Origin of the sequence: Marinilabilia salmonicolor JCM 21150, assembly GCF_000259075.1 — a bacterium.
Taxonomy (GTDB): Bacteria; Bacteroidota; Bacteroidia; order Bacteroidales; family Marinilabiliaceae; genus Marinilabilia; species Marinilabilia salmonicolor.
The window spans coordinates 73,930-98,082 of the sequence record NZ_AJKI01000022.1; the positions used below are offsets into that span (position 1 = coordinate 73,930).

A 24,153-nucleotide genomic window follows, 5' to 3' on the forward strand; every position below is an offset into this window, starting at 1 on the left:
GAAAAAAGGAATGAAAACTTCCGGACAACTTATCTTGAATCTTCTGCGGGAGGTCCGTAATAACCGGTATTGTAATAACCGTAACGCTTATCTCCCGGATTGATGTCATTCAATACCAACCCTACCCTGTCTATCTTTTCATCGCGCAGTTCATCAATGGTTGCCGCAAAATGTTCCTTATTCGTCATTCCTGCTCTTACCACAAACAATCTGCAATCCGAATACTGAATTAAAATCCGCGCGTCGGCTACCAAACCAATTGGAGGTGTATCCACAATAATTACATCAAAATTGCTTCTGAGGTAATCAAACAAAACACTGGTACGTTCACCCGCAATCAACTCGGATGGGTTAGGTGGTGTAACACCAGAAGGCACCAGCCACATATTATCAACTTCAGAAGGATAAACAATCTCTTCAATTTCATTCATTCCAGAAAGGTAATTGGAAATACCGATGTTTTGATTTTTATCAAAAATCTCTGACAATCTCGGCTTTCGCATATCAAAACCCAGCAATGCAACTTTTTTTCCGGAAATGGCAAATACCGTAGCCAGATTTAGCGCGCAAAAAGTCTTACCTTCACCTGTATTAGTGGAAGTAAGCAAAATCACCTGATGAGTATCTTCGGCCAGCATAAACCGTATTTTGGTTCGCAACGACCTGAACGATTCGGCTAAAAGTGAGTGAGGCGATTGGTTAATCGCATTTTCGCCCACCACGCGATTACGAACGATACTGCCCATATTGGGAAAGTCACCGGCAATTGTCTCCATCTCCTGACGGTCGCGTACCCGGGTATTCAACATCTCCCGCAATCCAATGATGGCAGCCGGGAGAATCAGTGAAAGAAGAAAAGCTTTTCCGTAATTTCCTTTTTTATCGGGAGATACAATCCCTGATATTGTAGCCTGATCCAGCACTTCATTGTCAGGAATATTTGATGCTTTTGCAATCTGAGTTTCTGAATTCTTCTGAAGTAAAAATGTATAAATAGCATCATTCAACTTAAATGCTCTTTCCAGTTCCAGGTACTCTTTTTCCAATTCGGGCAGATTATTCATCCTTCCTGAGAGAGCGGCAATCTGCCTGTTCATTTCTCCCTGGCGAACAAGAATTGATTCCATTCTCTTGTCGATGGCTTGAATCATTGTTTCACTCACAATTTTCAGTTCCTGTTCCAGTTGACGATAATAGGGATTTGCCGTTCCGGCGGTAAGTTCTACAGATTTAAGTTCTGATAAAACATCCATGTATTTACCCACCAACTGATTCACGACCCCGGCATCATCATTGGCAAAAGCAGTCAGCAAATACTCCTCTTTCATATCTCCGTTTTTCAGCCGGTCTTTAAGCTGCTGAAAATAATCATATCTGATTTCGAGAAGACGTAGTTCCTTTTCTTTCTCTATGAACTGTCCCGCCAGATCGGATGCAAATTCAGACGGCACCATAAACCGGTTTTCCTTACGAAACGCCATCAACTGCTGCTGGGTTTGGTTCAGGGTATCAGCTACATTCTTTAGCTGATTCTGAATAAAATCCAGTGACCGGGTAGCCATATCGTTTTTACGTTTCAGATTGTTTTCCACAATCACGTCAGACAGCACGTCGAGAAAAGCAACAATTTTACGTGGATTATTTCCTGTCGAGCCTATAAAAACAATAGAGGAGCCTTCGCGATAATTACTTACATTAACCCGTGACCGGTACCGGGAGGTTAACTGAGCATGGGAATGAAACTGCACGTAATACTCACCGCTTCCGGAGGTCAAACCGTCGTTGCGATGTATCCGGAAAGCAAAATTATGATGTTCTACCAGCTCTCCGACTTTTACGGTTTTCTCAAATTCGAACGGAACAGCTCTCCCAACAGTCCGGTCCTCATCAAAACGATGGAGAATTCCCGACTCTGAAGAGGCAGAAACATTTATCAAGCCACCTTCCGCCATAGAAATATAAATGGGGACTCCAAGCATCTGGGGATGTGACTCTTCAAGTTCGATAACAAAAGGAGCAGACTGATATAACTCTGTATCTTTAAAACGTCCATCAGCAAAATAAGAAACTCGGAAGTCAAGTCTGTCAATAACTTCCCTGATGGTTTTTTGTGAACGGATAATAAAAGACTGATTTTCAATATTCCGAACTTCAGCCGAGAGGCCAAATCCCTCCATAAGGTTAATATCACGCATCATCCTCTCGCTTTCACTCTTAAAAAGCATGGTAACAGTCCCTTTGTAAACGGGCAAAGTATAACGGTGATAGATGTAAACCCCACCCAGAAACAGCGGAATACTCAATGCAAACAGGAACCAGTGATGCAACACCAGCCTTACGATCTTTTTGATATCGGAAAAACCATCGTTTTTGAAACCGGGCCCGTGCCCCGCTGCATTTGCTGGTCCTTTGGGAGGTATTGCCATACAGAATGAGTTTTATTTTGCGGTGCTAAAATAACCAACAAACATCAATAAAAAAAACCGAAGAAAGGGACTTTTTTTTCTGTAAAATCAGTTACGTCGTACAAACTGGGAAATTTTTGAAGCATTTTTCCAGAAAAGCGTCCGAAAACCACCTACTCCACTGTCTTTCAGTGCTCGTAGGTCTTCTCCCGATTTGGCAATTACATTGCGAAGAGACTTGTTACTTGCGCCTCCCATCCGCATTCTAACCAAAACCTCGGGAAGATATTCCACCTTGACGGACGGAAAAGAAAGGGCTCTCAGTAACCATTCATAATCGGCTGAGATGCGGTACTCGGTGTTGAATCCGCCTATTTTTTTAAAGAAATCGCGCCTGACATAAACTGTTGGGTGCGGAGGCATCCAGCCTCTCTGTAACTGCTGTCTCCGGAAGGAACCACTCCGCCAAAACCGTACTACTCTCTCCGGGTTTTCAGAATGCACATATTCCAAATCACCATAAAGCAGGTGAAATTTGGAGTCTTCATACCTATCCAGCACATTTCCAATCACTTCACCATTTGCGAACATATCATCCGCGTGTAGAAACCCTATCACTTCGCCGGTCGCAAGCGCAATTCCTTTGTTCATTGCATCATAAATTCCGTTATCAGGCTCACTGATCCATTGGTCAACAACATCGGAACTATTTTTCAGAATATCCAGTGTGCCGTCCACAGATCCACCATCCACTACAATATATTCCATATCGGTAAAATGCTGACGACGAACTGACTCAATGGTATCTTTCAACGTTTCAGCTGACTGATATGTAACGGTAATAAGGGATATTCTCTTGTTCATCTTGCTCTTTCGTATAATCAATCCATTCCCGGATTGGTAATTTCATCAGTATAAAATTAGTCTAAGTATTGGTTTGATGGAACTCGCATGCAGAAACTTATTCTTGTTCTCTTGAGACAGTACTTGCCATGCTCGTTTCAACCTGATCATTCCGCAACTTCTTCAGTTTAATGCGAATAAACATAGCAGGAAGATAAAATATTACAAATCCCAATACGAGATTTAAAACCATAAGTTTCAGCATCCCAAAGTCTTTCAACAAAAAATTGAGCACAATGAAAAAGATATTAACACCCCCCAGAATCAAAGCAATTTGAATATGTGAGAATCCGAGCGTCAACAAACGGTGGTGAATGTGATTTTTATCTGCAACAAACGGAGAATTTCCTTTCGACAATCGCAGGAAGAAAACCCGCAAAGTGTCAATCACCGGCACTATCAAAATCCCGACGACCACCGCAGGGGCAGAAATCATCTGAATATTCAGGTTGCTTCTGACCGCAGGTGCATTGGCCTCCATAAATTGCAATGCCATCGTGGCCAGAATAAATCCGATAATCATAGAGCCTGTATCACCCATGAATATCTTCTGCCGCTTAGAAAATACATTATAATAGAGAAAAGCTAATAATGCACCCATCACAATCGCGCCCAGCGTTGAAATGTGAAAGTTACCGTTGATAAAAAACCACAAGGAAAAAGCCATTATAGAGATCATACCGCTGATGGTAGCCAGTCCATCCACTCCATCAATCAGATTAAACCCGTTGACTATAAATATCACAAAAAGAATGGAGATGGCCATACTTGAAAAATAATCAGGCTGAAGTCCGAAAAATCCATGAAAATCGGTAAGGCGTAAATCACCAAACCCCACAATGATAAAAGCCGCAAGAATCTGCCCCAGTAATTTAACCATTGGTGCAGTAATCATGATGTCATCCTTGATGCCAATAGAAAATATCACCAGTAAAGCAGGAATAATAAATGGAACAGCTCTGATGTCAAACCAATCAATATATAAAGAATAGGTAAAAAGTATTCCGATAAATATCCCAAGACCTCCCAGGTTCGGGACGGCCTGCTTATGAATCCTTCTTTTTCCGGGTTCATCAAACAAATTTTTGGCATGTGAGACTCTGAGAATGGTGGGTATCGAAAGAAAAACCAGCAAAAAAGAGAGTATTGCGGCAAACAAAACCATCAAAATAGTAGAATAATCAATCATCTGTTCAATCTTTCCAGGTTAGTAACCCAATGCAAATCAAGATAATATAACTCGAATTCCGGATATTATCAATACTTCCCTAATTACCGGGAACCGTTTCGCTTTTTATCCTCAGATTACTGAATCTTTTTCAAATCCGGCATCATCATCAATTCGAAAGGAAATACAATCTCCTGCTTTTTCTTACGAAGTCAACAGCTCAGGGTTATCAAATTTATTGATGTCCATTCGTTATTCCTCCAATAAACATTCTGATATTTTGCACATAAAAAATATCAATCATTAGCAAAACACTCACTACCAGCAAGGAACAACTACTGACAAAATATAACTTTCAGGTAAAAAAGGCCCTCTTTTTAAATGATATAAAAGAGAATAAACAATTCTGGTGCAAATTTACAAAACCCTTTTGAGAAAGTTAAATTTATGAATGTTTAATTTTAAAAAAGAAAACCATAAATTTGGCAGTTAAAACCGGACACAATATTCCATTATGCAAAAAAATATGACTTTGTTGCCAAACAAATTTTCTTTCCGGATTGGAAACGCCGTTTTGTTTTTTATTCTCATCGGTCTTATTTCCGGCTGTATTCCGCAAAAAGAGACGGTTTATCTGCAAAACCAGGCTGATGACCGGAACTATGAGAACCCATATTCTGACTTGACCACCATTACTGAAAGATATGTTCTTCGTCCCAACGACCTGCTTTACATTCAGGTAAACACCAGCAACCCCAAGCTTTCAGAGTTCTTTAATCCTAACCGGTCCGGCGGGAGCAGCAATCAACAGAGTCAGTCATTATATACTTACCTTGTGGACGACAACATGAACATTGATTTTCCGTTTGTGGGAACCATCAATTTTGAAGGCTGCACACTCCAACAGGCCAGAGAGAAAATGGAAAGTGTTTTAGTTCCATTCGTCAGTGATGCGCACGTAAAAATGCGCCTTGCCAGTGATTCGTTTGTGATTTTAGGGGAAGTGGGTAGTCCGGGGCGAATTAAAATGGGGAAAGAACAAATCACTATTTATGAAGCAATAGCCCTGGCAGGAGATGTAAGAACATTCGGTAAACGCAAAGAGATAAAAATTATACGTCCCGACGGAGATGGTTATAAAACCTTCTTTGTGGACATTACGGACAATAATATTGTAGGCTCCGATGAATATTATGTATATCCCAACGATCTGATTTACGTACGCCCCATGAAAGCCAAAAGTTTTGGCATCGGAGAAACATTCTCCTTTGGCATCATCAGTTCCGTTCTTGCCCTTTACCTGACCATTGAAGCGATTTCCCGCTAATAAATCTGCTAAAGCACTCTGAAAACAATGCAACAAAATAATAAGCTCCATCAGTTACGTAATCAGGAAAACCAGCAACAGTCATCACAATTTATGCTGGACTACAAGAAACTGTTAATCGATTTGCTTCGTTTCTGGTGGTTGTTTGCCATTACCATTCCTCTGGCCCTGGGTATTGTTTTTGCCATTCACCGTTACTCCTCACCCATTTACCGGGCCTCGATGTCGTTGCTGATGGAAGAACGGGGAACCGAAAACTCCAGAGAAAGTATGATGGAAGGCTTCGGGCTTACTCCCGGGCAAAGAAACCTCGACAATCAGATTGCTGTATTGACTTCAAGGGATATCATCCGCCAAACCATCGACCAACTGGATTTTAATATCAGCTATTTTGCTGCAGGCAGATTAAAAAACACAGAAATTTATTCCAATCCCGGATTTCGTATCCGCCCGGATTCTTCTTCGGCTCAAATTTTAAATGTACCCATTTACCTCACAGTTCTCAATGAAAACCAGTTTGAACTTACCGTAAAATCAGAAGGCTACAGCACTATTGTTTACAACAACGAGTCCACGCAGGGAAGCCAAAGTGTGATTGATTTCAAAGGAAAATTCAACTTTGGTGAATTGGTGGAAACTCCATGGCTAAGAATTATCGTTGAAAACAACGGACTTTCTGCAAGCCCTGACAACGCATATTACTTTCAATTCAACCATCCTGAAAGTCTTACAGCCCGATATTCATCAGTCCTCTCGGCACAAAAAGCCGGTGAAAACTCCTCCATTGTTAATATTTCAGTCACCGGGCATAACCATCAGAAAAACACCACCTTTCTGAATAAGCTATCCGAAACATTTATCAATGCCAACCTGGAAAAGAAAAACCAAATTGCCACCAATACAATTAGTTTTATTGAAGAACAGCTGATTATCATTTCAGACTCCTTATCTCAAAAAGGAACAGAATTGAGCACCTACCGTACCGAACATCAGATTCAGAGTATCAGCTCAGAGGCGGAACACTTGTTTACCCAGATTCAGGAATTAACCACCAGGATTTCGGAAAAACGGTTAACTTATAATTACTACGATTATCTGGACAATTATTTTTCGTCCGAAAACATTCTGAATAAAGGTCTGGCACCGGCATCTTTCAACATCGACAATCCCATTATCTCAACCCAGATCAATAAAATTCTGGAATTGAACAATGAGCGGCTAACCCTTAGCGGACAAAACAATCCGTATAAAAATGAACTGGACAAGCAGATAATGGTTGCAAGAAACACCCTGATTGAGGCCATCAACAATCAGAAAAAAATCATTGAGGAATCCATATCCCGCCTTGAAGAAGAAAAGCGTTCGGTTACCAGCCAGCTCTATCAACTGCCTGAAAAAGAACGTCGTCTACTGGGGATAGAACGCCAATTTGATTTGAACAGTGAGGTTTATACATTTCTTCTCAGGAAGCGTTCGGAAGCACAAATACAGAAAGCATCCAACACTTCGGACCATTCGGTACTGGAGAAACCCCGTTTTACAGGCACTGTTTATCCCAAAACCAACGCTAATTATCAAAAAGCACTGTTTGCCGGAATCCTTCTCCCCCTCATTTTTATTGTGCTGCGACAGCTTCTCAACAATCGCATCACTACTACGGATGAAATTGAAAAGCTCACTTCCATTCCTATTATTGGTCATATCATGCACAGTCATAAGGGCGTTACCAATGTAGTTGTGAATCACCCCAAGTCTGTAATCACCGAGACTTTCCGCAGGGTAAGAACCCGGCTGGAATATCTGACCAACAATGTTAAGACTCCCGTTATTGCCATATCAAGCTCAATGCCGGGCGAAGGAAAAACCTTTTGCGCCCTCAATCTCGCTGCGGTTTTTGCCTATTCCGAAAAGAAAACAGTCATTATTGGTTTTGATATGCGAAAACCAGGGTTAAATAAAGTACTCAACCTTAACGACTATGAAGGTTTATCGCAATACTACATCGGTAAGGTTCAGCTGGATGATATCATTCACACAACCGAGCAGGACAATTTATTTGTAATTCCTTCCGGAGCAATTCCACCCAACCCCTCGGAACTCATCTCCTCCCCCAAAACCAATGAGTTGTTTGAAGAACTTAGCAAACGTTTTGATGTAATTATTCTGGATACCCCTCCCATGGGCGTAGTGGCAGATCCTGTGTTGCTGGCCCGAAAGTCAGATACATTAATATTCCTGGCGCGTCAAAACTATACCATCCGCGAAGCTTTTTATCAAACACTGAAACATCTGGAAACAGAAGGAATCACCAACACCGGTGTTCTGTTTAACGATATCCAGATTAAAAAAGGCCGGAAAAATGCAAAATACGGGTATGGATACGGTTATGGATATGGGTACGGTTATGGTTACGGTTATGGACATGGTTACTATGAGGAGCAATAATTTTCATCAATGCAAACCGACATTTAATCTTCCCGGAACATGAAATTACAAGCGCTATTATATTACCTTGCCACAATCGTTCTGTTTATTGCGGGTCAAAATACCCGCGGGCAGGTTTACAACAGCTGGAACAATCACGTTTTTAATCCCGTGGAGAGAGTCCTGCATCTGCCGGGACAAAATATTCACAGTTCTGTGGGCCCGGTACGACTGGATGAAATTGCCCCATATCACAACGTCGATTCGCTGATTCAAAGAGGCCTAAAAAAGCCAACGCATCAGCAGAACATTTTTGGAAGGTTCTTCTCCGATGACCTTTTTTCATGGAATGAAGATGATGTTTGGATTCGCATCAATCCCCTTTTTAATTTCGAGGTTGGCAGGGACAATGCAGCCGGTGAAAACTGGTTTGTCAATACCCGGGGGGCAATGATTGAAGGTCAGCTGGGTAAGAATGTCGGTTTTTATGTGGACTTGTATGAAAATCAGGCCACCTTTCCCGCTTACATTGACGATTTTGCAAACAACCGGGAGGTGGTTCCCGGTCAGGGGAAGCGGAAAGACTTTGGTGATGATGGTCACGATTTTGCCCAATCTACAGGATACATCAGCTACAATGCAGGACGCTATTTCAATTTCCAGGCCGGATTCGGGAAACACTTCATTGGCGACGGACACCGTTCTCTCTTTCTTTCTGATGCTGCTTACAGTTATCCTTATCTAAAAATGACTGCCACATTCCTAAAAGCCAAATACATGGTTATGGTAAGTGAACTAAAGCACTTTTACAGAGATGATGCGCTGGGGGATACACGATACCGCTCCAAATATGGTGCTTTTCACTTCCTAAACTGGAACATTGGCCAACGCTGGAGCCTGGGACTTTTTGAAAGTGTTGTGTGGGCCGCAAAAGATACAGTGGGGCATCGTGGTTTTGATCCCAACTACCTGGTGCCTTTGGTTATGTACCGACCGGTGGAATACAACCTGGGATCACCGGATAATATGACCATGGGCATCAATCTGAAATACATCCCATGGAAAAATGCCGCTCTATACGGTCAGTTTGTCATTGGAGAGTTCAAAGCCGATGAAGTTTTTTCGGGTAACAAGTGGTGGGCCAATAAGCAAGGATTCCAACTGGGGCTGAAATCCTTTGATTTTCTGGGGATCAAAAACCTGGACTTTCAGACAGAATACAGTCAGGTTAGACCCTATACCTATTCTCACTATCAACCCATCACAAACTATGGTCATTACAATCAGGAACTAGCACATGTGCTGGGTGCCAATTTCAGGGAGAGCATTACATTCCTGCGTTACCGGTTAAACCGATGGCATTTCGAACTAAAAAACCAGATAGCCACCAAAGGATTGGACTACAATGAGGATATAAGCTATGGCGGAAATATTCACCGTCCCAATGTTACCCGCCCTGCCGAATATGGTCACTCCATCGGCCAGGGACTAAAATCGGACCTAACACAAACTGAGTTTAATGTGATGTTTTTGATAAACCCCCGAAATAATATGAATCTACAAATGGGCGTCAGAAAACGAAAAATGACCAATGAGTTGGAAACATCTGATGGCACCTATTTTCATGTAGCTTTCCGCACGTCGTTACGAAATATTTACTATGATTATTTTTAATGGGCTTTATCCGCGAATTATTCATGACCAGAAGATCGATGAAGCCAATAAAGCAAATCAAATCCTCTTTTTTACCGCGGTAGCGGGATTACCCCGGTAAATTGTTAAAGGTTCCATAATCGCAGGAGCCACACTTTGAACAGAAAGTACAGAATGCGTGTGGCATACTGCATTTCCGGGAACAATAGCATTGGCTCCAATCCATACTCCATCTTCCATAACAATCTCTCCTACCATTAAATCAAAGGTCTCTTTTCTATAATCGTGATTTCCACAAAGAAGAAGGGCCCCCTGCGAAAGACAACAGTTGGATCCGATTTTCACTTTTGTGAGGTTATCGATCCACACCTCCTCGCCTATCCAGGTATAGTCTCCCACGCACAAATTCCACGGATATTTGATATTTACACGGGGCTTGACCACCACCCCTCTCCCAATTTCTGCCCCAAACACTCTTAACAGAAAAACCTTAAACCCGGAAACCGGAAAAAACCCATTGGTAAAGAACAATGTATTTACATAATGCCAGGCAGTTCTCACGATCATGCCCCGACCGGGATCAAACCAACTGTTATCGTATTTGGACAAATCAACCTGCATAATCTGATTTTTGATGTGAATATAATAAGAAACTGTTTAATGTTTGTCCATAAAGTACCATTTACTGCGTTACGCTTGCCCGAAAATTCCTCATCCCGATTGTGCTTTTTGTTGGTTTTTTGTTCAAAAAAACCTTACAAAAGCTACTTCGGGACTGCTTATTTTCGGGCTTCGCAAGCCTTGTAACTGGCAATTTCTTGACAAACACATAACCAGAAACAAATTTTGCTTAGTTTATGGACAGACTCTAATTAAGCTTCAGGCAATTCACCGTAGATCAAGCAAAACTGATAAAAATCAATTTCTCTGAAGAAAAACTCTTTACGTTAATTCATATTTATCGTAAATTATCAAAAAATAGTTAACCTTATTATCCATTGGCAGACACCCTGATCAGCCTTTGGACGAGAGGCAATTTTCGCCAATGGATAATACTAAATCTCAATCAGATGAAGGCATTCAGGTATCTACTCAGCACACTGCTGCTTGTGGCCCTTCTTACAAGTTGCAGCAACAAACCCAAAATCGGGTTTTTGATGGACACACTCGAAATTGAACGCTGGCAAAAGGACAAAGAACTGTTTGAAAAAAAGATAGAAGAGATGGGAGGAACAGTGATGGTAAGTGTGGCCGAAGGGAATTCACCGAAACAACTGGAACAAGCCATGCAAATGATTTACGATCACGTGGACGTTCTGGTAGTAATTCCTGTTGACCTATTCTCTTCCAGGGACATCGTGCGCGAAGCCCACAAAAAGGATATTCCTGTAATTTCCTACGATAGAATGATCAGGGATTGTGATGTTGACTATTATGTATCCACTGATAACATTAACATCGGAGAGTTGCAGGCAGATTATCTGTCCAAAATAACCCCTGTTGGGAAGTATGCACTCCTGGGAGGGCCTCAGAAAGACAACAACGCCGCGTTATTGCATCTGGGATGGATGAATGTGTTGCAGCCCCTCATCGAACGAAAAGATATAGAAATTGTTCTGGATCAATATGTGGAAAATTGGGATGCTGATGAAGCTTATGTCCTGGTTAACGATTATCTGAATAATTCCAACCCTGAACTGGACGCCATTATTGCAGGGAATGATCAACTTGCCGGAGGTGCTATCCGAGCGCTTCAGGAACATAATCTGCAACGAGAAGTATTGGTTGCCGGTCAGGATGCCGACTTGGAAGCCATCCGAAACATCGTAGCCGGTTATCAAACCATTACCATTTTTAAGCCCATTGATGCCATGGCCCACACGGCTGCCGAAATGGCCATAAAAATGGCAGAAGATGAAGAAAAATTCAATACCAATGTAACCGTTCACAATGGATTTAAACTGGTACCCTCTGTTCTTCTCTCTGCCCAGGTCGTTGACCGTCAGAATATAAAAATGACCGTGGTATCAGAAGGTTTTGTGAATGAAGAGGAGATTTATGAATATGAGGTTGAGTAACTGGGATAGCTGTTAGCACATAGCTCATAGCTCTTGGCTCTTCCATCTGGTCCCTGACATAAAACAAGACAAGTGTAAGGGGCAAAAAATAGGATTCAGCCAAAGATGGTGGATTTTGAGATATGAAGGTCTCATAATCCACCATCCTGTTTATAAATATTACATTTGCACAAAAAAGAATTCTATGCTTCTTGAAGATACCATATGTGCCATATCCACCGCTCCCGGAAGCGGTGCCATTGCCGTAGTCCGTATTGCAGGTCCCGAAGCTCTTTCTGTCGTGGAAAAGATATTTCGTCCTGCTTCTAAAAACAAAAAATTATCAGAACAACCTCCTCATACTGCTCACTTTGGAACCATTAACAACGGTAACAAAGAGATTGACGAAGTGGTGGTCACCATTTTTAAAGGACCACGCTCTTTTACAGGCGACGACATCGCCGAAATATCCTGCCACGGAGCTCCCATTATCCAACAGGAAGTCCTTCACCTGCTCACCGACAACGGCGCACGCCTGGCCCGCCCCGGTGAATTTACTCAACGTGCTTTTCTCAACGGGAAAATGGATCTTAGTCAGGCCGAAGCAGTAGCCGACCTCATTGCTGCCCGCAGTGAATCAGCACGACGCGTTGCCCTCAAACAAATGAAAGGTGGTTTTAGCAATGAACTCATCAACCTCAGAAGTAAATTGTTAGAGTTTACCTCTCTGATTGAACTGGAACTGGATTTCAGCGAAGAGGATGTTGAGTTTGCCGACCGTGTGCAACTCATCGCACTGGTTGATGAGATTGATGGTGTTCTCAGTCGCCTGATCAGCTCTTTTTCACTGGGAAATGCCATCAAAAACGGTATCCCCGTGGCTATTGTGGGACATACCAACGCCGGAAAATCGACCCTTCTGAATGCATTACTCCAGGAAGAAAGAGCAATCGTTTCGGATGTTCACGGCACCACACGCGACGTGATTGAAGATGTGATGAACATTGAAGGCATCACTTTCCGTTTTATTGACACCGCCGGAATACGCGACACCATCGATAAAGTGGAGAGCATGGGAATCGCCCTCACATACAGCAAAATAAAGCAGGCCTCCATTGTAATCCTGATGATGGATGCCCGCGATGAAGATGAGAAAATTCATCAGGCGGTTTCCGACGTTAAAAACCACATGGAAAACGATGATCAACAACTCATCGTGGTGATTAACAAAACAGATTTGGTGGATCCCGAAACCACCGCCAAACGTTTTTCCGAAAATACTTTCCGCGAACTCACTGGCACTGATGCCATCGTTCCCCTATCCGCCAAAAAACACATCAACCTGGAAGCTTTAACTTCCCAACTCCTGAAAACAGTAAATCTTGGGGCCCTGGATCACAACGAAGTGGTTGTCACCAATGCCCGCCACTACGAGGCCCTCAAAAATGCACGCGAAGGTATCCTTCGTACCCGCCAGGGACTTGAAACCGGCTTGTCGGGTGACTTTATTGCACAGGATATACGGGAAGTGTTGCATTACCTGGGTGAAATTACGGGTCAGATATCTACGGATGAAGTGCTGGGGAATATTTTTAAGAACTTCTGTATCGGAAAGTAATTACTTACTGATTATTGGATTTACAGGCATCACCCTTTAAACTTGCCTGCGACGAAAATTAGTGGCACAAAGTTGGTAACGAATCAGCTGGGATACATGCATATGGGAGAGCATCAAAATTACCAAAAAAATGCCATCAGTGATAAGAATATAGGAAGGAATACTTCCTCTTAAATCCAGTAGCGTATGGATTTATATTGCTCCTCTGGAGTATTTAACAGGAGCCCAACTGAATAACTTAAGGCTATGTGAAACTGTTGTCGAATCTAAAGCGAAAACTTCATGTTTGATGTGCACATCGGGAATTAAAAAATCCGCATATAATGACCTGATCTCCTGGATCATGTAGTTGCCAAGATCTGCAAAGATTGTTGAGTCTCTGTTCTCGTTAGCTCTTAATAGTGTGGATTGATTCAAATATTGCTTTATCCCAAGATGATTATGCATATTTTCTTGTGACAATCGTTGCCATGCTCGTTTCATTGGCGGTTATTTATATTTCTTGACGTTTGAGGATCTCAACGTAATTTAGGACAGAAGCTGTCCAGTTTTTATTTCTCAAAAAGTCGAAGTGGAGCTTTTTCTGTATTTTCTTCTCAAGGTTTAACCGCCAGCATTGACAAATCATTAATTATGAGGTAAATTGTTAAAACACTCCAGTATGTGGCTTTTTCAACACTAATTAGCGAAGTGAATTGGTGCTCCCCATAATAGCCATAAAACAGTAAGTTGCTATGGGATTTTTGTAACACATAAATGACCATAGAAACGTTCAACACTATTTATTAAATTAGTTATGAAAAAGCAATGTCCTGTTCCGATAAAAGGAATATTAAACGACCGAAAATCAGGTATCGGATTTGCAATGAACTCAGATGATAACCTAATTGGAATATGGGTTCCGAATCTGGATAGTCCATTTTTAACAAGTCCAACAAAATTATCAATGTATTGTGCTTTTAATAAAAATATACCAGATGAAGTTCCACTAATTGTAGGACAAGGAAAATATACAGTGTATGAAAATCCAGTTGATGGAGGTTCAGGATATGTATTATTGTTTAGTAAAGAAAATACCAAAGTTACAAACAAGAAAACATTTAAAAGTGTAAGTCAAGAAAATACCAACAATGATTTTCAGATAGTTGACAATAAACAAAAAAAAACAACTCAAATAAAAATCAAGCTAGATTCTTCCAAAATAACTTACCCCAAATTTGGGGATTTACTTCTTTCAGACAAATACTCACAATTGCTTTCAAAAAAATGGACAATAGGCCATTTTAAGCTTGACAATGAAAAACAAACCTTTTTATTAGTTCGAGCGGATAAACACATTCAAAAGCTCAAAAATGCACAAATGGAACTTGTATATTCATTTTACAAAATGCCTTCTGGTGGTGTATTTGGCATGTTTTTAAATGTGTTTTCCAATGAATTATCCAAAGTATCTCCTCATGGATTTCCTGTATTTGAATTCCTGACAGGTTTAGATTATTCAGAGACAGAGGAATTTATTAAAAATTTCCTTAAGCAGGATATTATACATATATGTTTCGCAGATAAATCAGATACAGCATATTATAAAGATATATCTGGCCAATCAAAGAACTATTCTATTCCTAAATGTCAGTTTGAATTAAAGCATTCATTGGACATAAAGTTAAAAAAGACAATTCTTGAAAAATTCGAAGATTTACTTAATTATCACAAAAAAACAGGTGGTAATTTCAATCAATGCATGCACGAATTAGATACATATTTTCCAATATCTGAAAGTCCAATTTTAAAGAATAAAGAACAAAGGATAGAAGTAAGTCTCCTCAAAAAACACACAAAAATACCTCATTTTCTTGTCGGCATCGTTTGGAGTATTTTTTCAGTATGGCTCTGTGCTCGAGAGAATCAATATGGATGGATGATTTTACTTTTATTCTTAGGCTTTTTACCTTATTTATGTGAAGTCGTATTCTTTAGAAAAAAACAGATTACCAAATAAATTTTCTGAATAATCCTCCTCTGGTAACACAAAGCTTAAACTATAAACCTGAAATGCAGAGGTGGAAAACTCACTGGAATTTATTATTATTTTTAAAAAACGCACTTTATGAGTGCATTTTATTACAAATATCGCACTATCTGTAGTGCAATTTTTCAAAAAACATTCTCCAGCAAAGAAAAAAAAACAGCATTTGTTATATTCATTAACAAATAAAATCGCCGTTAAATGGAAAATTATATCTAACCTGAACTATTCATAATTTATCTAAATTATTGGTAAGATGGAACTCGCATGCAAGAGTTTATACATGTTCTCTTGTGACAATCGTTGCCATGCTCGTTTCATTTAGCTAATGCTAATTAAAGGTATGAAAGAGCCCGGCATACAATCACACCGGGCTTAAATCTAAATCTGATATCTTTAACAGGTAAGTACTACATGATTTCCGATATTATTCATTTCTCCTCACCCTTCTCCAACACAAAATTGATCGGCACCGTATAAGATACCCGCACGGATTTTCCTCTTTGCGCACCTGGTTTCCACCGGGGCATGGATTTTACTATTCTGATGGCTTCCGCATCGAGTGAAGGCGAAATACTCCGTACAATTCTAACATCAACAATGCTACCATCGGTATCGATGACAAAGGAGACGTAAACACGACCTTGAATTCCATTTTCCCGTGCTTCGGGCGGATATTGAATATTCTGCGTAAGATAATTATGCATCGCAACATCGCCTCCCGGAAATTCCGGCATATCCTCTACAATAAAAAAGACAGCGGATTCTTCACTTTCATATTCAGTCTGAATACCGGAGAAATAAATTTCAGTCTCCATCATAGCTTCACTATCTTCAATAATCAGGGCTTCTTCAAGCGCCACATCATCGTCAACAATATTCAACACATCGGTGACCTTAGGTGCAGGTGGCGGCGGTGGCTGGACTCTTTCCTGACTGGTAATGGGAATAATCTCCTCTTCATCCTCACCAATAGCATAATTGCTTACACCTTCCGGCAAAGGATTAGGCTGTTTAACAGTCATTTGTTTCCCTCCCTTATTGGAAATCACGGAATCAACTGCAATAAATGAAGTGTATTGAGTGAGAAGATTGTATTTCAGTCCGAGTTGAGTAATTTCCCTTTTAAGGGCTTCCTTTTTGTCAGAATTCCCATAGTCATAGCTGTCTAAAGAAGCATAATCCCCCAGCAAACGAATTTTCTCTCTGGCCCAGAGATATTTCAACGCCATATTTTCCTGACCATCAGCTTTAATGTTCAGCGTTTTTGATATTTCACTCCTCCCGGATGTTCCTGTTACTTTCAGAACACCTTTTGGCTCGCCACGATATTTTCCTGATATAATAATGGGTCTTTCGGCAAACAGATCAGGAATATTTTCAGGCAGAACATCATAAGCCTCAAAACCTTCGAAGAAGTAATCGATGCCGGTTAATACAGGTTTAGAGATGTATTTTTCGAACCTCCCGGCCTGCTTAACAGCCTCGCCATTATTCATGGCCACAAAAGCTTCGCCATATCCCACGTGGGCCATTCCCTCTATCAGATGTCTGTTTACTCCACGTCCTATTCCAAAGGAAAAGAAGTTGGCATTTCCCAGGTTGTTGCGAATATAATCGAAGGTTTCATCCTCCACGGACACATAGCCATCGGTAAGAATAACAAACGACCGGGCATAATTTTCACGTCCATTCAATCCCATGGCACTCTTCAGCGCATTGAGCAATTCGGTTCCTCCTCCTCCACGCCGGTTATCCATAAACTGAATGGCATCATCAATATTCGCCTCCGTAGCAGGCAATGATTCTTCATTATAGATGAAGGAACCGCCCGAAAAGAAGACAATATTGAAAAGATCTTTCCCGCGTAATCCGGAAAGCAGACTTTTCATCAATTTTTTGGAAATATCCAACGGAAAGCCGGACATAGAGCCGGAAATATCCACTATAAAGACATACTCACGGGCAGGAATATCTTCCGGCTGCACCCTTTCCGGAGGTTGCATCATGGCCAAAAAGAATTTTTCCCCATCCGGACTATCATACAACAAAACCCCTGTTTCAATCTGATCGCCTGCCAGACGATATTGCATCACAAAATCGCGGTTGCCCCCATAAGGTTCGTCCATAGATAATGATGCAGATGATTTCGCCTGATAATCTATTTTGTTACTGTGAGTCTCGCATCGAATATCCTGAATGGGCAAACCGGTATTCAACTCAATGTCGATATCAAGTGTGGAAGCTGGTTTTTCTCCTGCTTTAAGATAAGGGTTACCGGTCCAGGTTTCTGTTGAAGCTTCGGCGATTTCTCCCTTACTTACGTATCGGGGACCAACCACGGTGGGATAAACGAATTCATATATTTTATCAGATGGCACCAGGAGCTCGGTGTACGACATCTTCACCTCAACTGTGGCCCCGGGCACAATATTGGCCACATTCATTTTGAAAACGTTTGGACGCTTTTCCTCAAGCAATGATGCTGTCCTCCCCTCCTTCTTTGCGTTCTCATATCGTTTTCTGGCTTTGTCTTTTTCTTCAATTTTGGCCGTAATAACTCTGTCACCCACTTTCATCACCATTTTGTAAACGGCAGCTCTGGTAGAAGCAGGAAACACATAGATGGCCTCAATAACAGACTCACCTGTGTTGACGTAGGTTTGGTTGACCGTTACATCTGCAATAACCCCGGAAATTTCTACATCAACATCAGTCGATTTCAGTGGCAGGCTGGCTTTCTCATCCGCATCGGATAATACCACGAAATAGGGAGAAGCATTTTTGTCTTGTACCATGGCAGTAGTCATGATGCAACCAGACAAAATAATAAATAATACTGTTGCTTTGGATAAAAGATCTTTGGTTCGCATGGTAAAGTGCTTTAGGAGGGTTTGACAATAAAAGAAGAAGAGAGCAACAATCAGGCTGTTAAGCCGATGTTAAGATCCTGTTACCTTTACCTAAAGCTACCACAAAAGAGACTGAAAATAAACAGTGCACACGAATATTTGAATATTTTAAAAGAATGTTAAGTTTGGTTAACCATTGGAGGTGTTTTTCTATTTTTCTTCACAACACCCACTGATAGACATTTTAGCCAAAATATTTCAGAAGAGTATAAAAACTATTTATTACATATTTTTAACAAAATTCTCTAATAAGAACCGAAAATTATGTTGGATTTCAACTAAAAATAATGTTATTTCAAGCTTTCCTCTTCGACACATGAACTCTTAGCTCCTATTCAATCTCCCTCACAAGTCAGATTGACACGTACTGCCTCATGATAAGCTTCCATATTTTTGGCCTTTTTTATTCTTTTAAATGCTTTATGGGGATTGGAAAACAGTTGAGAAAAATATTCCCAAAAGCTCTGCATCTTTATCAAGATATGCCCAGGGCCGGACAAAGCCTCTTCGTAGGATTGAAAAAGCGCATCATGAAAACGACTGAAGGATTCAATCCAATTCTCCGGCAATTGGTCTGCATCCGCCTGTATCATGGCCGGCAAAAAAGGATTGGCGATGACTCCCCGACCAATAGCCCAACTGTTAATAGAAGGAAATCGCTGCCGCAGTTCTCTGAATTTAGCTACTGAAGATATATCCCCATTATAACAGATCTGATGACTGGTATTTTCAATGCATCGCTGAAACTGATCCAAATCTGCCTCACCTTTGTACAACTGTTTGCCCAGACGTGGATGAATCACAATATTTTTGATACTGTGCTTTTCCAGAAGTGGCAGCAAGTCTAATATTTCCCGGTTATCCTCATACCCCAGACGCATTTTCAGGGATATGGTAATATCTGATTCGTCGGCAACTCTGGTCAACAGGTCATCAATCTGCTCCTTATGCTTTAACATTCCGGAGCCTAAACCACGTTTTGTCACCATCGGATACGGACACCCAAGGTTCCAGTTCAGTTCGTTATATCCCAAATCCAGCACATATTTGGCCACAAATAGAAACTCTTCCGCACTATTGGTCATCACCTGAGGAATCAAACTGCTTACCTGATTATTCTCCGGCAAAAGATCCCGCTGATAAGAATTCTTTATCTCCAAATGCTTCTGTAACCTTATATAAGGCGCATACCAGGCATCTATTCCACCAAAATATTTCTCAACGGCATTTCTGAATCTGAAATCTGTGAAGCCCTGTAACGGAGAAGAAAGCAACGTAAAACTCATAAAAACAATAATTTATTAATATTGGTGTCCGATTATAAAATGGAGATTGTTTCACTACGTTACCAATGACAGATTTTTACAACAAGCGGAAAGTCAAGGTTGTAATTGTTGGCCCCCATTCGGGGACCTGATCCCAATCGTTCTGCCTTACCCCGGGTTATCGACCCGGGGTTATTGACTATCGTCGATCTTCGATTCAAATTTGCCCCCTTTCAGGGACGAGCCAATTCTGTCATTTACACATTATTCCCAAAACTTTTTTTGGGGTAAGTACTCGCATTGACGAATCCCTACCAACCCTGCTATACCCTTTAAGACGGAGTCATTGCGACCGCGAGAAGCGAAGTGGGAAGCAATCTGCTTCCAAAATAATAGTTTTTCCCGGACAATAGTGTTATTTTTTGTATTATTGCCGGCGCTAAAACTCAACAATACCAAATGGACGCAATCCTCATCATTCTTTCATCCACCTGGAAATTTGCCGCTACTTTTCCGGTAGCTATCTATCTTTTTAAGATGACTTTTACCGAGATAATTTTATACACCAATGTTGGAGGGTTTATTGGTATTATCGTCTCTCTGTTTTTTTCCAAAGGACTTATTTTGCTGTGGAACAAAATATTTCCAGGGAAGTCCGGCACAAAACGGAAAAAGAAGAAAAAATTCACAAAATCCAACAGACGGCTGGTAATGTTAAAGTCAAAGTATGGAATGCCCGGAATTGCGATCCTTACTCCTGTGCTCTTGTCAATACCGATAGGTACTTTTCTTACAACAAAATACTATGGAAAGAAGAGGACAAATTATCTGTTTCTTGCTTTGGGACAAGTAATCTGGTCTTTCATATACACCATCGTTTTAACACAAATAAAACTCAATATATAATCTAAATTTGCATACGAACTCCATCTAACCAAACATTTGTATATTGGTATCCGTTAAACTTTTCACAGTTTACAGATTTTTCTTTCAATTCAAATGGCAACAATCATGAAAAACAAGCTTCAAATAGACGGGATAAACCGACGGGAATTTTTACAAAAAAGCGCAAAATATTCAGCATCTGCTTTTTTAGCCACCTTCGGTGCCACAAGGTTATTGGGTGCATCTCACACTCCTGTAACAACAACTACAATAGAAAATGTCCTGCTGAACAACGGCATAAAAATGCCTGTTCTGGGATTTGGCACCCTTTACCTGAACGGAGAAGAGGGGAAAAGATGTGTTAGCGATGCCATTTCCCTGGGGTACCGGCTTATTGATACAGCCACCATCTATGAAAATGAGGAAGCCGTGGGAGCAGGTATTAAAAAAAGCGGCATAGAAAGAGATAAACTGTTCGTAACCTCAAAAGTTTGGGTGGATGACTCCGGCTATGAAAAAACAAAAAAAGCCTTTGAAACATCCTTGAATAAACTGGGGTTGGATTATCTGGACTTATACCTGATACACAGACCACGGGGGGATGTTAAAGGATCCTGGAAAGCCATGGAAGAACTCTATAAAGAAGGTCGGATAAGGGCCATTGGTGTTAGTAACTTTGAACAAAATCACCTGCAGGATCTTATGGCAACAAGTAAAATTAAGCCTGCAGTTAACCAAATTGAAACACATGCTTTTTTCCAGCAACCTGAAGCAAATAAGTTTCTGGAGCAACACAACATACAAATGGAGGCCTGGTCGCCTTTGGCTCAGGGCCGAAATGGTCATTTCACCAATGAAACACTTGCCAGCATAGGGAAAAAATACAATAAGAACAATGCCCAGGTGAGTTTAAGGTGGCACTACCAAAGAGGAATCGTTGCCATTCCAAGAACTTCGCAAAAGGCGCACATGATGGAAAACCTCAATATTTTTGATTTTAAACTTGATGAAACCGATATGAATATCATTTCCGGATTGGACTTAAACACCACACAGTTTCCGGAATGGGAATGAAACGAGCATGGCGACGATTGCTATTAGTTATTGCATGCGAACTCCAACCGACCTTAACAAATGAATTTTCGAACCCAAAACACTAATCCATGCTTAAACCACATCAGGAACTCACAGCCAAAGGGAAAGAGATTTTTGACATTGTACACCAAATAGGAGAACTTATTCCTGAAGATTCAAAAGAACTGCAGCACCTCAAAGGCCAAATGCTTGGTGATGCCATGATGCTAACAGCCAAGGTAAGCGGAGCTGAAGGAGGTGACCTTTATGACATTCGTATGGAAAATGCGGCCATAATCAGAAAAGCCGCCCACGATTTGATGGTGAGCAACCATTCGCTGGAGATTTATGGATTCAAGTATGTGGACTATTTCGATATGGTTCGCGACCTGATAGAGGAATACCGCCTGATTTTTATTCGTTGGGTACAATCCTTCGACCAGTGGAATTACATCATCGATCGTTGGGGGCTTTTCAACCCTCCAGGAGTAGGACCATTTGATAAGGATCCTGATGATGACGTCCCTTTTGACAATCCCTTCGACGAAAACTAAAACACCAAAGAATTGCCCAATGTTAAATAATATCCGATTATCCGGTAATACTTTGTGGCAATCCTTTTACATTTATAGGTTTTAAAGTATCCGGTTTTATCTCGAACATATTTTCAGGGCTCAAATCGCACTCTTCAATCATTTCCAAACAATAGTCGAGTTTCCCTAAGTTCCTGCCTGTATTATTGGTTCCAAATGTAAATTTAATTCCAGCTTCTTTGGCCATTTTGATCATATCAGGTTTTGGTAACCTGTAACGGGCATTTATCTCAAGCGCCACATCGTTTTCAGCCAAAACATTAATCACTCTTTGTTTCCGGTCTTCAGTCCACAACTCATCGTACTCATTCATAAGCACATCGGGCAAAACGGTAGGATTAACATATATATCAACCGGTTCAAGGGAAAAAATCGCTTCAATTTTCGCTACCAATTGATCCATGAATTGCTTTTTATCATCCACCCAGACTTCTTCCGGAATCCAAATTCTGTTCCTACGTCCTTTATCGTCAGTAAAAGTCATGGCATCGGTAAAAACATAGTCAAAACCTGCAATCGCCTCTGGAGAAAAAAGGGTCACCCATTCGCGTCCTTCTGCCTGCATTCCTTTATAGACAGGAGCCTCTTTTACACCCTCAAAATATGCATACAAAGAAGAATCATTAGTAACCGGAAAATGCAATCCACAATTAGGAGCAATCCCATAATTGATACCTAATTTCTGAGATTGGTCCACTACCTCACCAAGCGTCAATCCCCCCTTTAAATGCACATGATAGTCAACCAACGGAAAACCTTGAGACATCAGTCTGGTTACTTGTTTATCCCAATCTTCTGAAACGACCATTTCTCTTGGCTCAGATTCAGGTATTTCACGGATACGGAGTTCTTTATACCACAATGAACCTCCGGCATCTTCACTTTGGAGCGCAATAGTTCCAATACCAGTTCTCACCAACTCTGCCCCCTCCCATCTCCATGGATTTTCAGGCTCAACATAATCATTGACTTTCCGGTTGTTTATATAAACCTGGATGTGATTTTCAACTACCTTAATTCGTATTTTAAACCACTCATCATTTTCAACAATTGGATAATAAATATTTCTTACTTTACAGATACTCCCTGTCTTACGACCTAATCTTCCTATATGATTGTTATTGATTTGAATTGCATAACCTTCCTCAAAAGCTCTTTCTGAACCACTCTGCGTATGAAATAATATCCCGCCAATAGCATCTTTGCCTGATTTCACTAAAGCCTCAAATTCAAAATTCCTGTATCTACCATCATAAAACAAGACAACATCTGAACCGTTTAATTCAATACTCCCATTTTCAATATTGACATTACCTCCGGTAGTGTTTGAAATTTCCCATCCGTCCAAAGTCCTGCCATCAAATAATGATCGCCACTTACCGTCTGCTTCTTTAACCTGACAAGAGGTTAACACAAACATTATCCAAAGCAAAATTGTGAATGTTTTCATCCTTTTAAAATTTTGTAATTGACCGATTAAAAAAAATGAGAACGAATGGAACCGCTTCGCTCATGCATAATATTTTTTAAAAATATTCTTGTGCCTCCCATCGGACGCCAAAGGCTTGCCGAAGGCGCGGCGGTAAAGCTTCAGCTACACACGGTTTGTAAAATTTATGCTTATATAATATCATGCTCGTTTCATCAGTAAATAATTTATCAGTGAAATTAGTGTTTGTCTATAAAGACCAACTTCTGCGTTGTTGCTCAAAATCTAAATCCTCAAATACATTAGTATTCTGCGGTTTAGATTTTTCACACGCCTTGAATTTGAACTTTCTATCTCAAACACGTGAAAAACGCTTAGTTTATAGACGGGCACTAATTAGGGTAATGAAACAAG

Annotated in this window: 16 protein-coding genes; 9 read left to right on the top strand and 7 right to left on the bottom strand. The window is 40.8% G+C overall.

Annotation, left to right across the window (positions count from 1 at the left end; all coding sequences use genetic code 11):
* Nucleotides 1-29: 29 nt before the first annotated feature.
* The 3 genes from W7W_RS0112320 to W7W_RS0112330 form a co-directional block, all read right to left on the bottom strand.
* The gene (locus W7W_RS0112320; RefSeq protein WP_010664048.1) at nt 30-2,426 is read right to left on the bottom strand and encodes a polysaccharide biosynthesis tyrosine autokinase; all 2,397 of its coding nucleotides are present in this window, start codon (nt 2,424-2,426) and stop codon (nt 30-32) included.
* A gap of 87 nt (nt 2,427-2,513) precedes the next feature.
* Nucleotides 2,514-3,269 (bottom strand): glycosyltransferase family 2 protein, encoded by a 756-nt coding sequence (locus W7W_RS0112325; protein WP_010664049.1) that lies wholly within the window; start codon nt 3,267-3,269, stop codon nt 2,514-2,516.
* Between the two features lie 97 nt (nt 3,270-3,366).
* On the bottom strand, nt 3,367-4,497 hold the full coding sequence (locus tag W7W_RS0112330; RefSeq protein WP_010664050.1) for a glycosyltransferase family 4 protein: 1,131 nt from the start codon (nt 4,495-4,497) through the stop codon (nt 3,367-3,369).
* Between the two features lie 493 nt (nt 4,498-4,990).
* Between W7W_RS0112330 and W7W_RS0112335 the strand changes: the two genes are divergently transcribed.
* The 3 genes from W7W_RS0112335 to W7W_RS0112345 are packed head-to-tail and all read left to right on the top strand — an operon-like array spanning nt 4,991 to nt 9,901.
* Complete coding sequence (locus tag W7W_RS0112335) at nt 4,991-5,803, top strand: polysaccharide biosynthesis/export family protein (protein WP_010664051.1); 813 nt, start codon at nt 4,991-4,993, stop codon at nt 5,801-5,803.
* Nucleotides 5,804-5,830: 27 nt separating this feature from the next.
* Nucleotides 5,831-8,248: a GumC family protein gene (locus W7W_RS0112340; protein WP_157202480.1), complete on the top strand. Its 2,418-nt coding sequence runs from the start codon at nt 5,831-5,833 to the stop codon at nt 8,246-8,248.
* A 39-nt stretch (nt 8,249-8,287) separates the two neighbouring features.
* Nucleotides 8,288-9,901: a hypothetical protein gene (locus W7W_RS0112345; RefSeq protein WP_010664053.1), complete on the top strand. Its 1,614-nt coding sequence runs from the start codon at nt 8,288-8,290 to the stop codon at nt 9,899-9,901.
* A gap of 57 nt (nt 9,902-9,958) precedes the next feature.
* On the opposite strand, the gene W7W_RS0112350 is transcribed toward W7W_RS0112345, so the two are convergent.
* Nucleotides 9,959-10,501, bottom strand: coding sequence for a WcaF family extracellular polysaccharide biosynthesis acetyltransferase (locus W7W_RS0112350; protein WP_010664054.1), 543 nt, complete (start codon nt 10,499-10,501; stop codon nt 9,959-9,961).
* A gap of 449 nt (nt 10,502-10,950) precedes the next feature.
* On the opposite strand from W7W_RS0112350, the gene W7W_RS0112355 reads away from it, so the two are divergent.
* The 3 genes from W7W_RS0112355 (at nt 10,951) to W7W_RS0112370 (ending at nt 15,554) form a co-directional block, all read left to right on the top strand.
* On the top strand, nt 10,951-11,958 hold the full coding sequence (locus tag W7W_RS0112355) for a D-xylose ABC transporter substrate-binding protein (RefSeq protein WP_010664055.1): 1,008 nt from the start codon (nt 10,951-10,953) through the stop codon (nt 11,956-11,958).
* Between the two features lie 184 nt (nt 11,959-12,142).
* A complete protein-coding gene (mnmE, locus tag W7W_RS0112360; protein ID WP_010664056.1) occupies nt 12,143-13,555 on the top strand; it encodes a tRNA uridine-5-carboxymethylaminomethyl(34) synthesis GTPase MnmE in 1,413 nt (470 codons plus the stop codon).
* A 796-nt stretch (nt 13,556-14,351) separates the two neighbouring features.
* Entirely contained in the window at nt 14,352-15,554 is a 1,203-nt protein-coding gene (locus W7W_RS0112370; RefSeq protein ID WP_010664058.1) for a hypothetical protein, read from the top strand.
* A gap of 458 nt (nt 15,555-16,012) precedes the next feature.
* Here W7W_RS0112370 and W7W_RS22170 read toward each other — a convergent pair whose 3' ends face one another.
* On the bottom strand, nt 16,013-18,454 hold the full coding sequence (locus W7W_RS22170; protein WP_010664059.1) for a TonB family protein: 2,442 nt from the start codon (nt 18,452-18,454) through the stop codon (nt 16,013-16,015).
* Nucleotides 18,455-18,828: 374 nt separating this feature from the next.
* Nucleotides 18,829-19,779, bottom strand: coding sequence for a tRNA dihydrouridine synthase (locus tag W7W_RS0112385; protein WP_010664060.1), 951 nt, complete (start codon nt 19,777-19,779; stop codon nt 18,829-18,831).
* A 438-nt stretch (nt 19,780-20,217) separates the two neighbouring features.
* Here W7W_RS0112385 and W7W_RS22930 point away from each other — a divergent pair, with 438 nt between their 5' ends.
* From W7W_RS22930 to W7W_RS0112400, 3 genes are all read left to right on the top strand, one after another.
* Entirely contained in the window at nt 20,218-20,664 is a 447-nt protein-coding gene (locus W7W_RS22930; protein ID WP_010664061.1) for a hypothetical protein, read from the top strand.
* A 105-nt stretch (nt 20,665-20,769) separates the two neighbouring features.
* The gene (locus W7W_RS0112395; protein ID WP_010664062.1) at nt 20,770-21,717 is read left to right on the top strand and encodes an aldo/keto reductase; all 948 of its coding nucleotides are present in this window, start codon (nt 20,770-20,772) and stop codon (nt 21,715-21,717) included.
* Nucleotides 21,718-21,806: 89 nt separating this feature from the next.
* The gene (locus tag W7W_RS0112400; protein WP_010664063.1) at nt 21,807-22,271 is read left to right on the top strand and encodes a hypothetical protein; all 465 of its coding nucleotides are present in this window, start codon (nt 21,807-21,809) and stop codon (nt 22,269-22,271) included.
* Between the two features lie 37 nt (nt 22,272-22,308).
* On the opposite strand, the gene W7W_RS22180 is transcribed toward W7W_RS0112400, so the two are convergent.
* On the bottom strand, nt 22,309-23,760 hold the full coding sequence (locus W7W_RS22180) for a DUF1080 domain-containing protein (protein WP_025007010.1): 1,452 nt from the start codon (nt 23,758-23,760) through the stop codon (nt 22,309-22,311).
* Between the last annotated feature and the right edge of the window lie 393 nt (nt 23,761-24,153).

Excerpts from the sequence above, each read along its gene's own strand:
- W7W_RS22170 (WP_010664059.1), bottom strand. The coding sequence starts at position 18,454 with ATGCGAACCAAAGATCTTTTATCCAAAGCAACAGTATTATTTATTATT.
- mnmE (WP_010664056.1), top strand. The coding sequence starts at position 12,143 with ATGCTTCTTGAAGATACCATATGTGCCATATCCACCGCTCCCGGAAGC.
- W7W_RS0112385 (WP_010664060.1), bottom strand. The coding sequence starts at position 19,779 with ATGAGTTTTACGTTGCTTTCTTCTCCGTTACAGGGCTTCACAGATTTC.
- W7W_RS22930 (WP_010664061.1), top strand. The coding sequence starts at position 20,218 with ATGGACGCAATCCTCATCATTCTTTCATCCACCTGGAAATTTGCCGCT.
- W7W_RS0112340 (WP_157202480.1), top strand. The coding sequence starts at position 5,831 with ATGCAACAAAATAATAAGCTCCATCAGTTACGTAATCAGGAAAACCAG.
- W7W_RS0112395 (WP_010664062.1), top strand. The coding sequence starts at position 20,770 with ATGAAAAACAAGCTTCAAATAGACGGGATAAACCGACGGGAATTTTTA.
- W7W_RS0112370 (WP_010664058.1), top strand. The coding sequence starts at position 14,352 with ATGAAAAAGCAATGTCCTGTTCCGATAAAAGGAATATTAAACGACCGA.
- W7W_RS22180 (WP_025007010.1), bottom strand. The coding sequence starts at position 23,760 with ATGAAAACATTCACAATTTTGCTTTGGATAATGTTTGTGTTAACCTCT.
- W7W_RS0112355 (WP_010664055.1), top strand. The coding sequence starts at position 10,951 with ATGAAGGCATTCAGGTATCTACTCAGCACACTGCTGCTTGTGGCCCTT.
- W7W_RS0112400 (WP_010664063.1), top strand. The coding sequence starts at position 21,807 with ATGCTTAAACCACATCAGGAACTCACAGCCAAAGGGAAAGAGATTTTT.
- W7W_RS0112330 (WP_010664050.1), bottom strand. The coding sequence starts at position 4,497 with ATGATTGATTATTCTACTATTTTGATGGTTTTGTTTGCCGCAATACTC.
- W7W_RS0112320 (WP_010664048.1), bottom strand. The coding sequence starts at position 2,426 with ATGGCAATACCTCCCAAAGGACCAGCAAATGCAGCGGGGCACGGGCCC.
- W7W_RS0112325 (WP_010664049.1), bottom strand. The coding sequence starts at position 3,269 with ATGAACAAGAGAATATCCCTTATTACCGTTACATATCAGTCAGCTGAA.
- W7W_RS0112350 (WP_010664054.1), bottom strand. The coding sequence starts at position 10,501 with ATGCAGGTTGATTTGTCCAAATACGATAACAGTTGGTTTGATCCCGGT.
- W7W_RS0112335 (WP_010664051.1), top strand. The coding sequence starts at position 4,991 with ATGCAAAAAAATATGACTTTGTTGCCAAACAAATTTTCTTTCCGGATT.
- W7W_RS0112345 (WP_010664053.1), top strand. The coding sequence starts at position 8,288 with ATGAAATTACAAGCGCTATTATATTACCTTGCCACAATCGTTCTGTTT.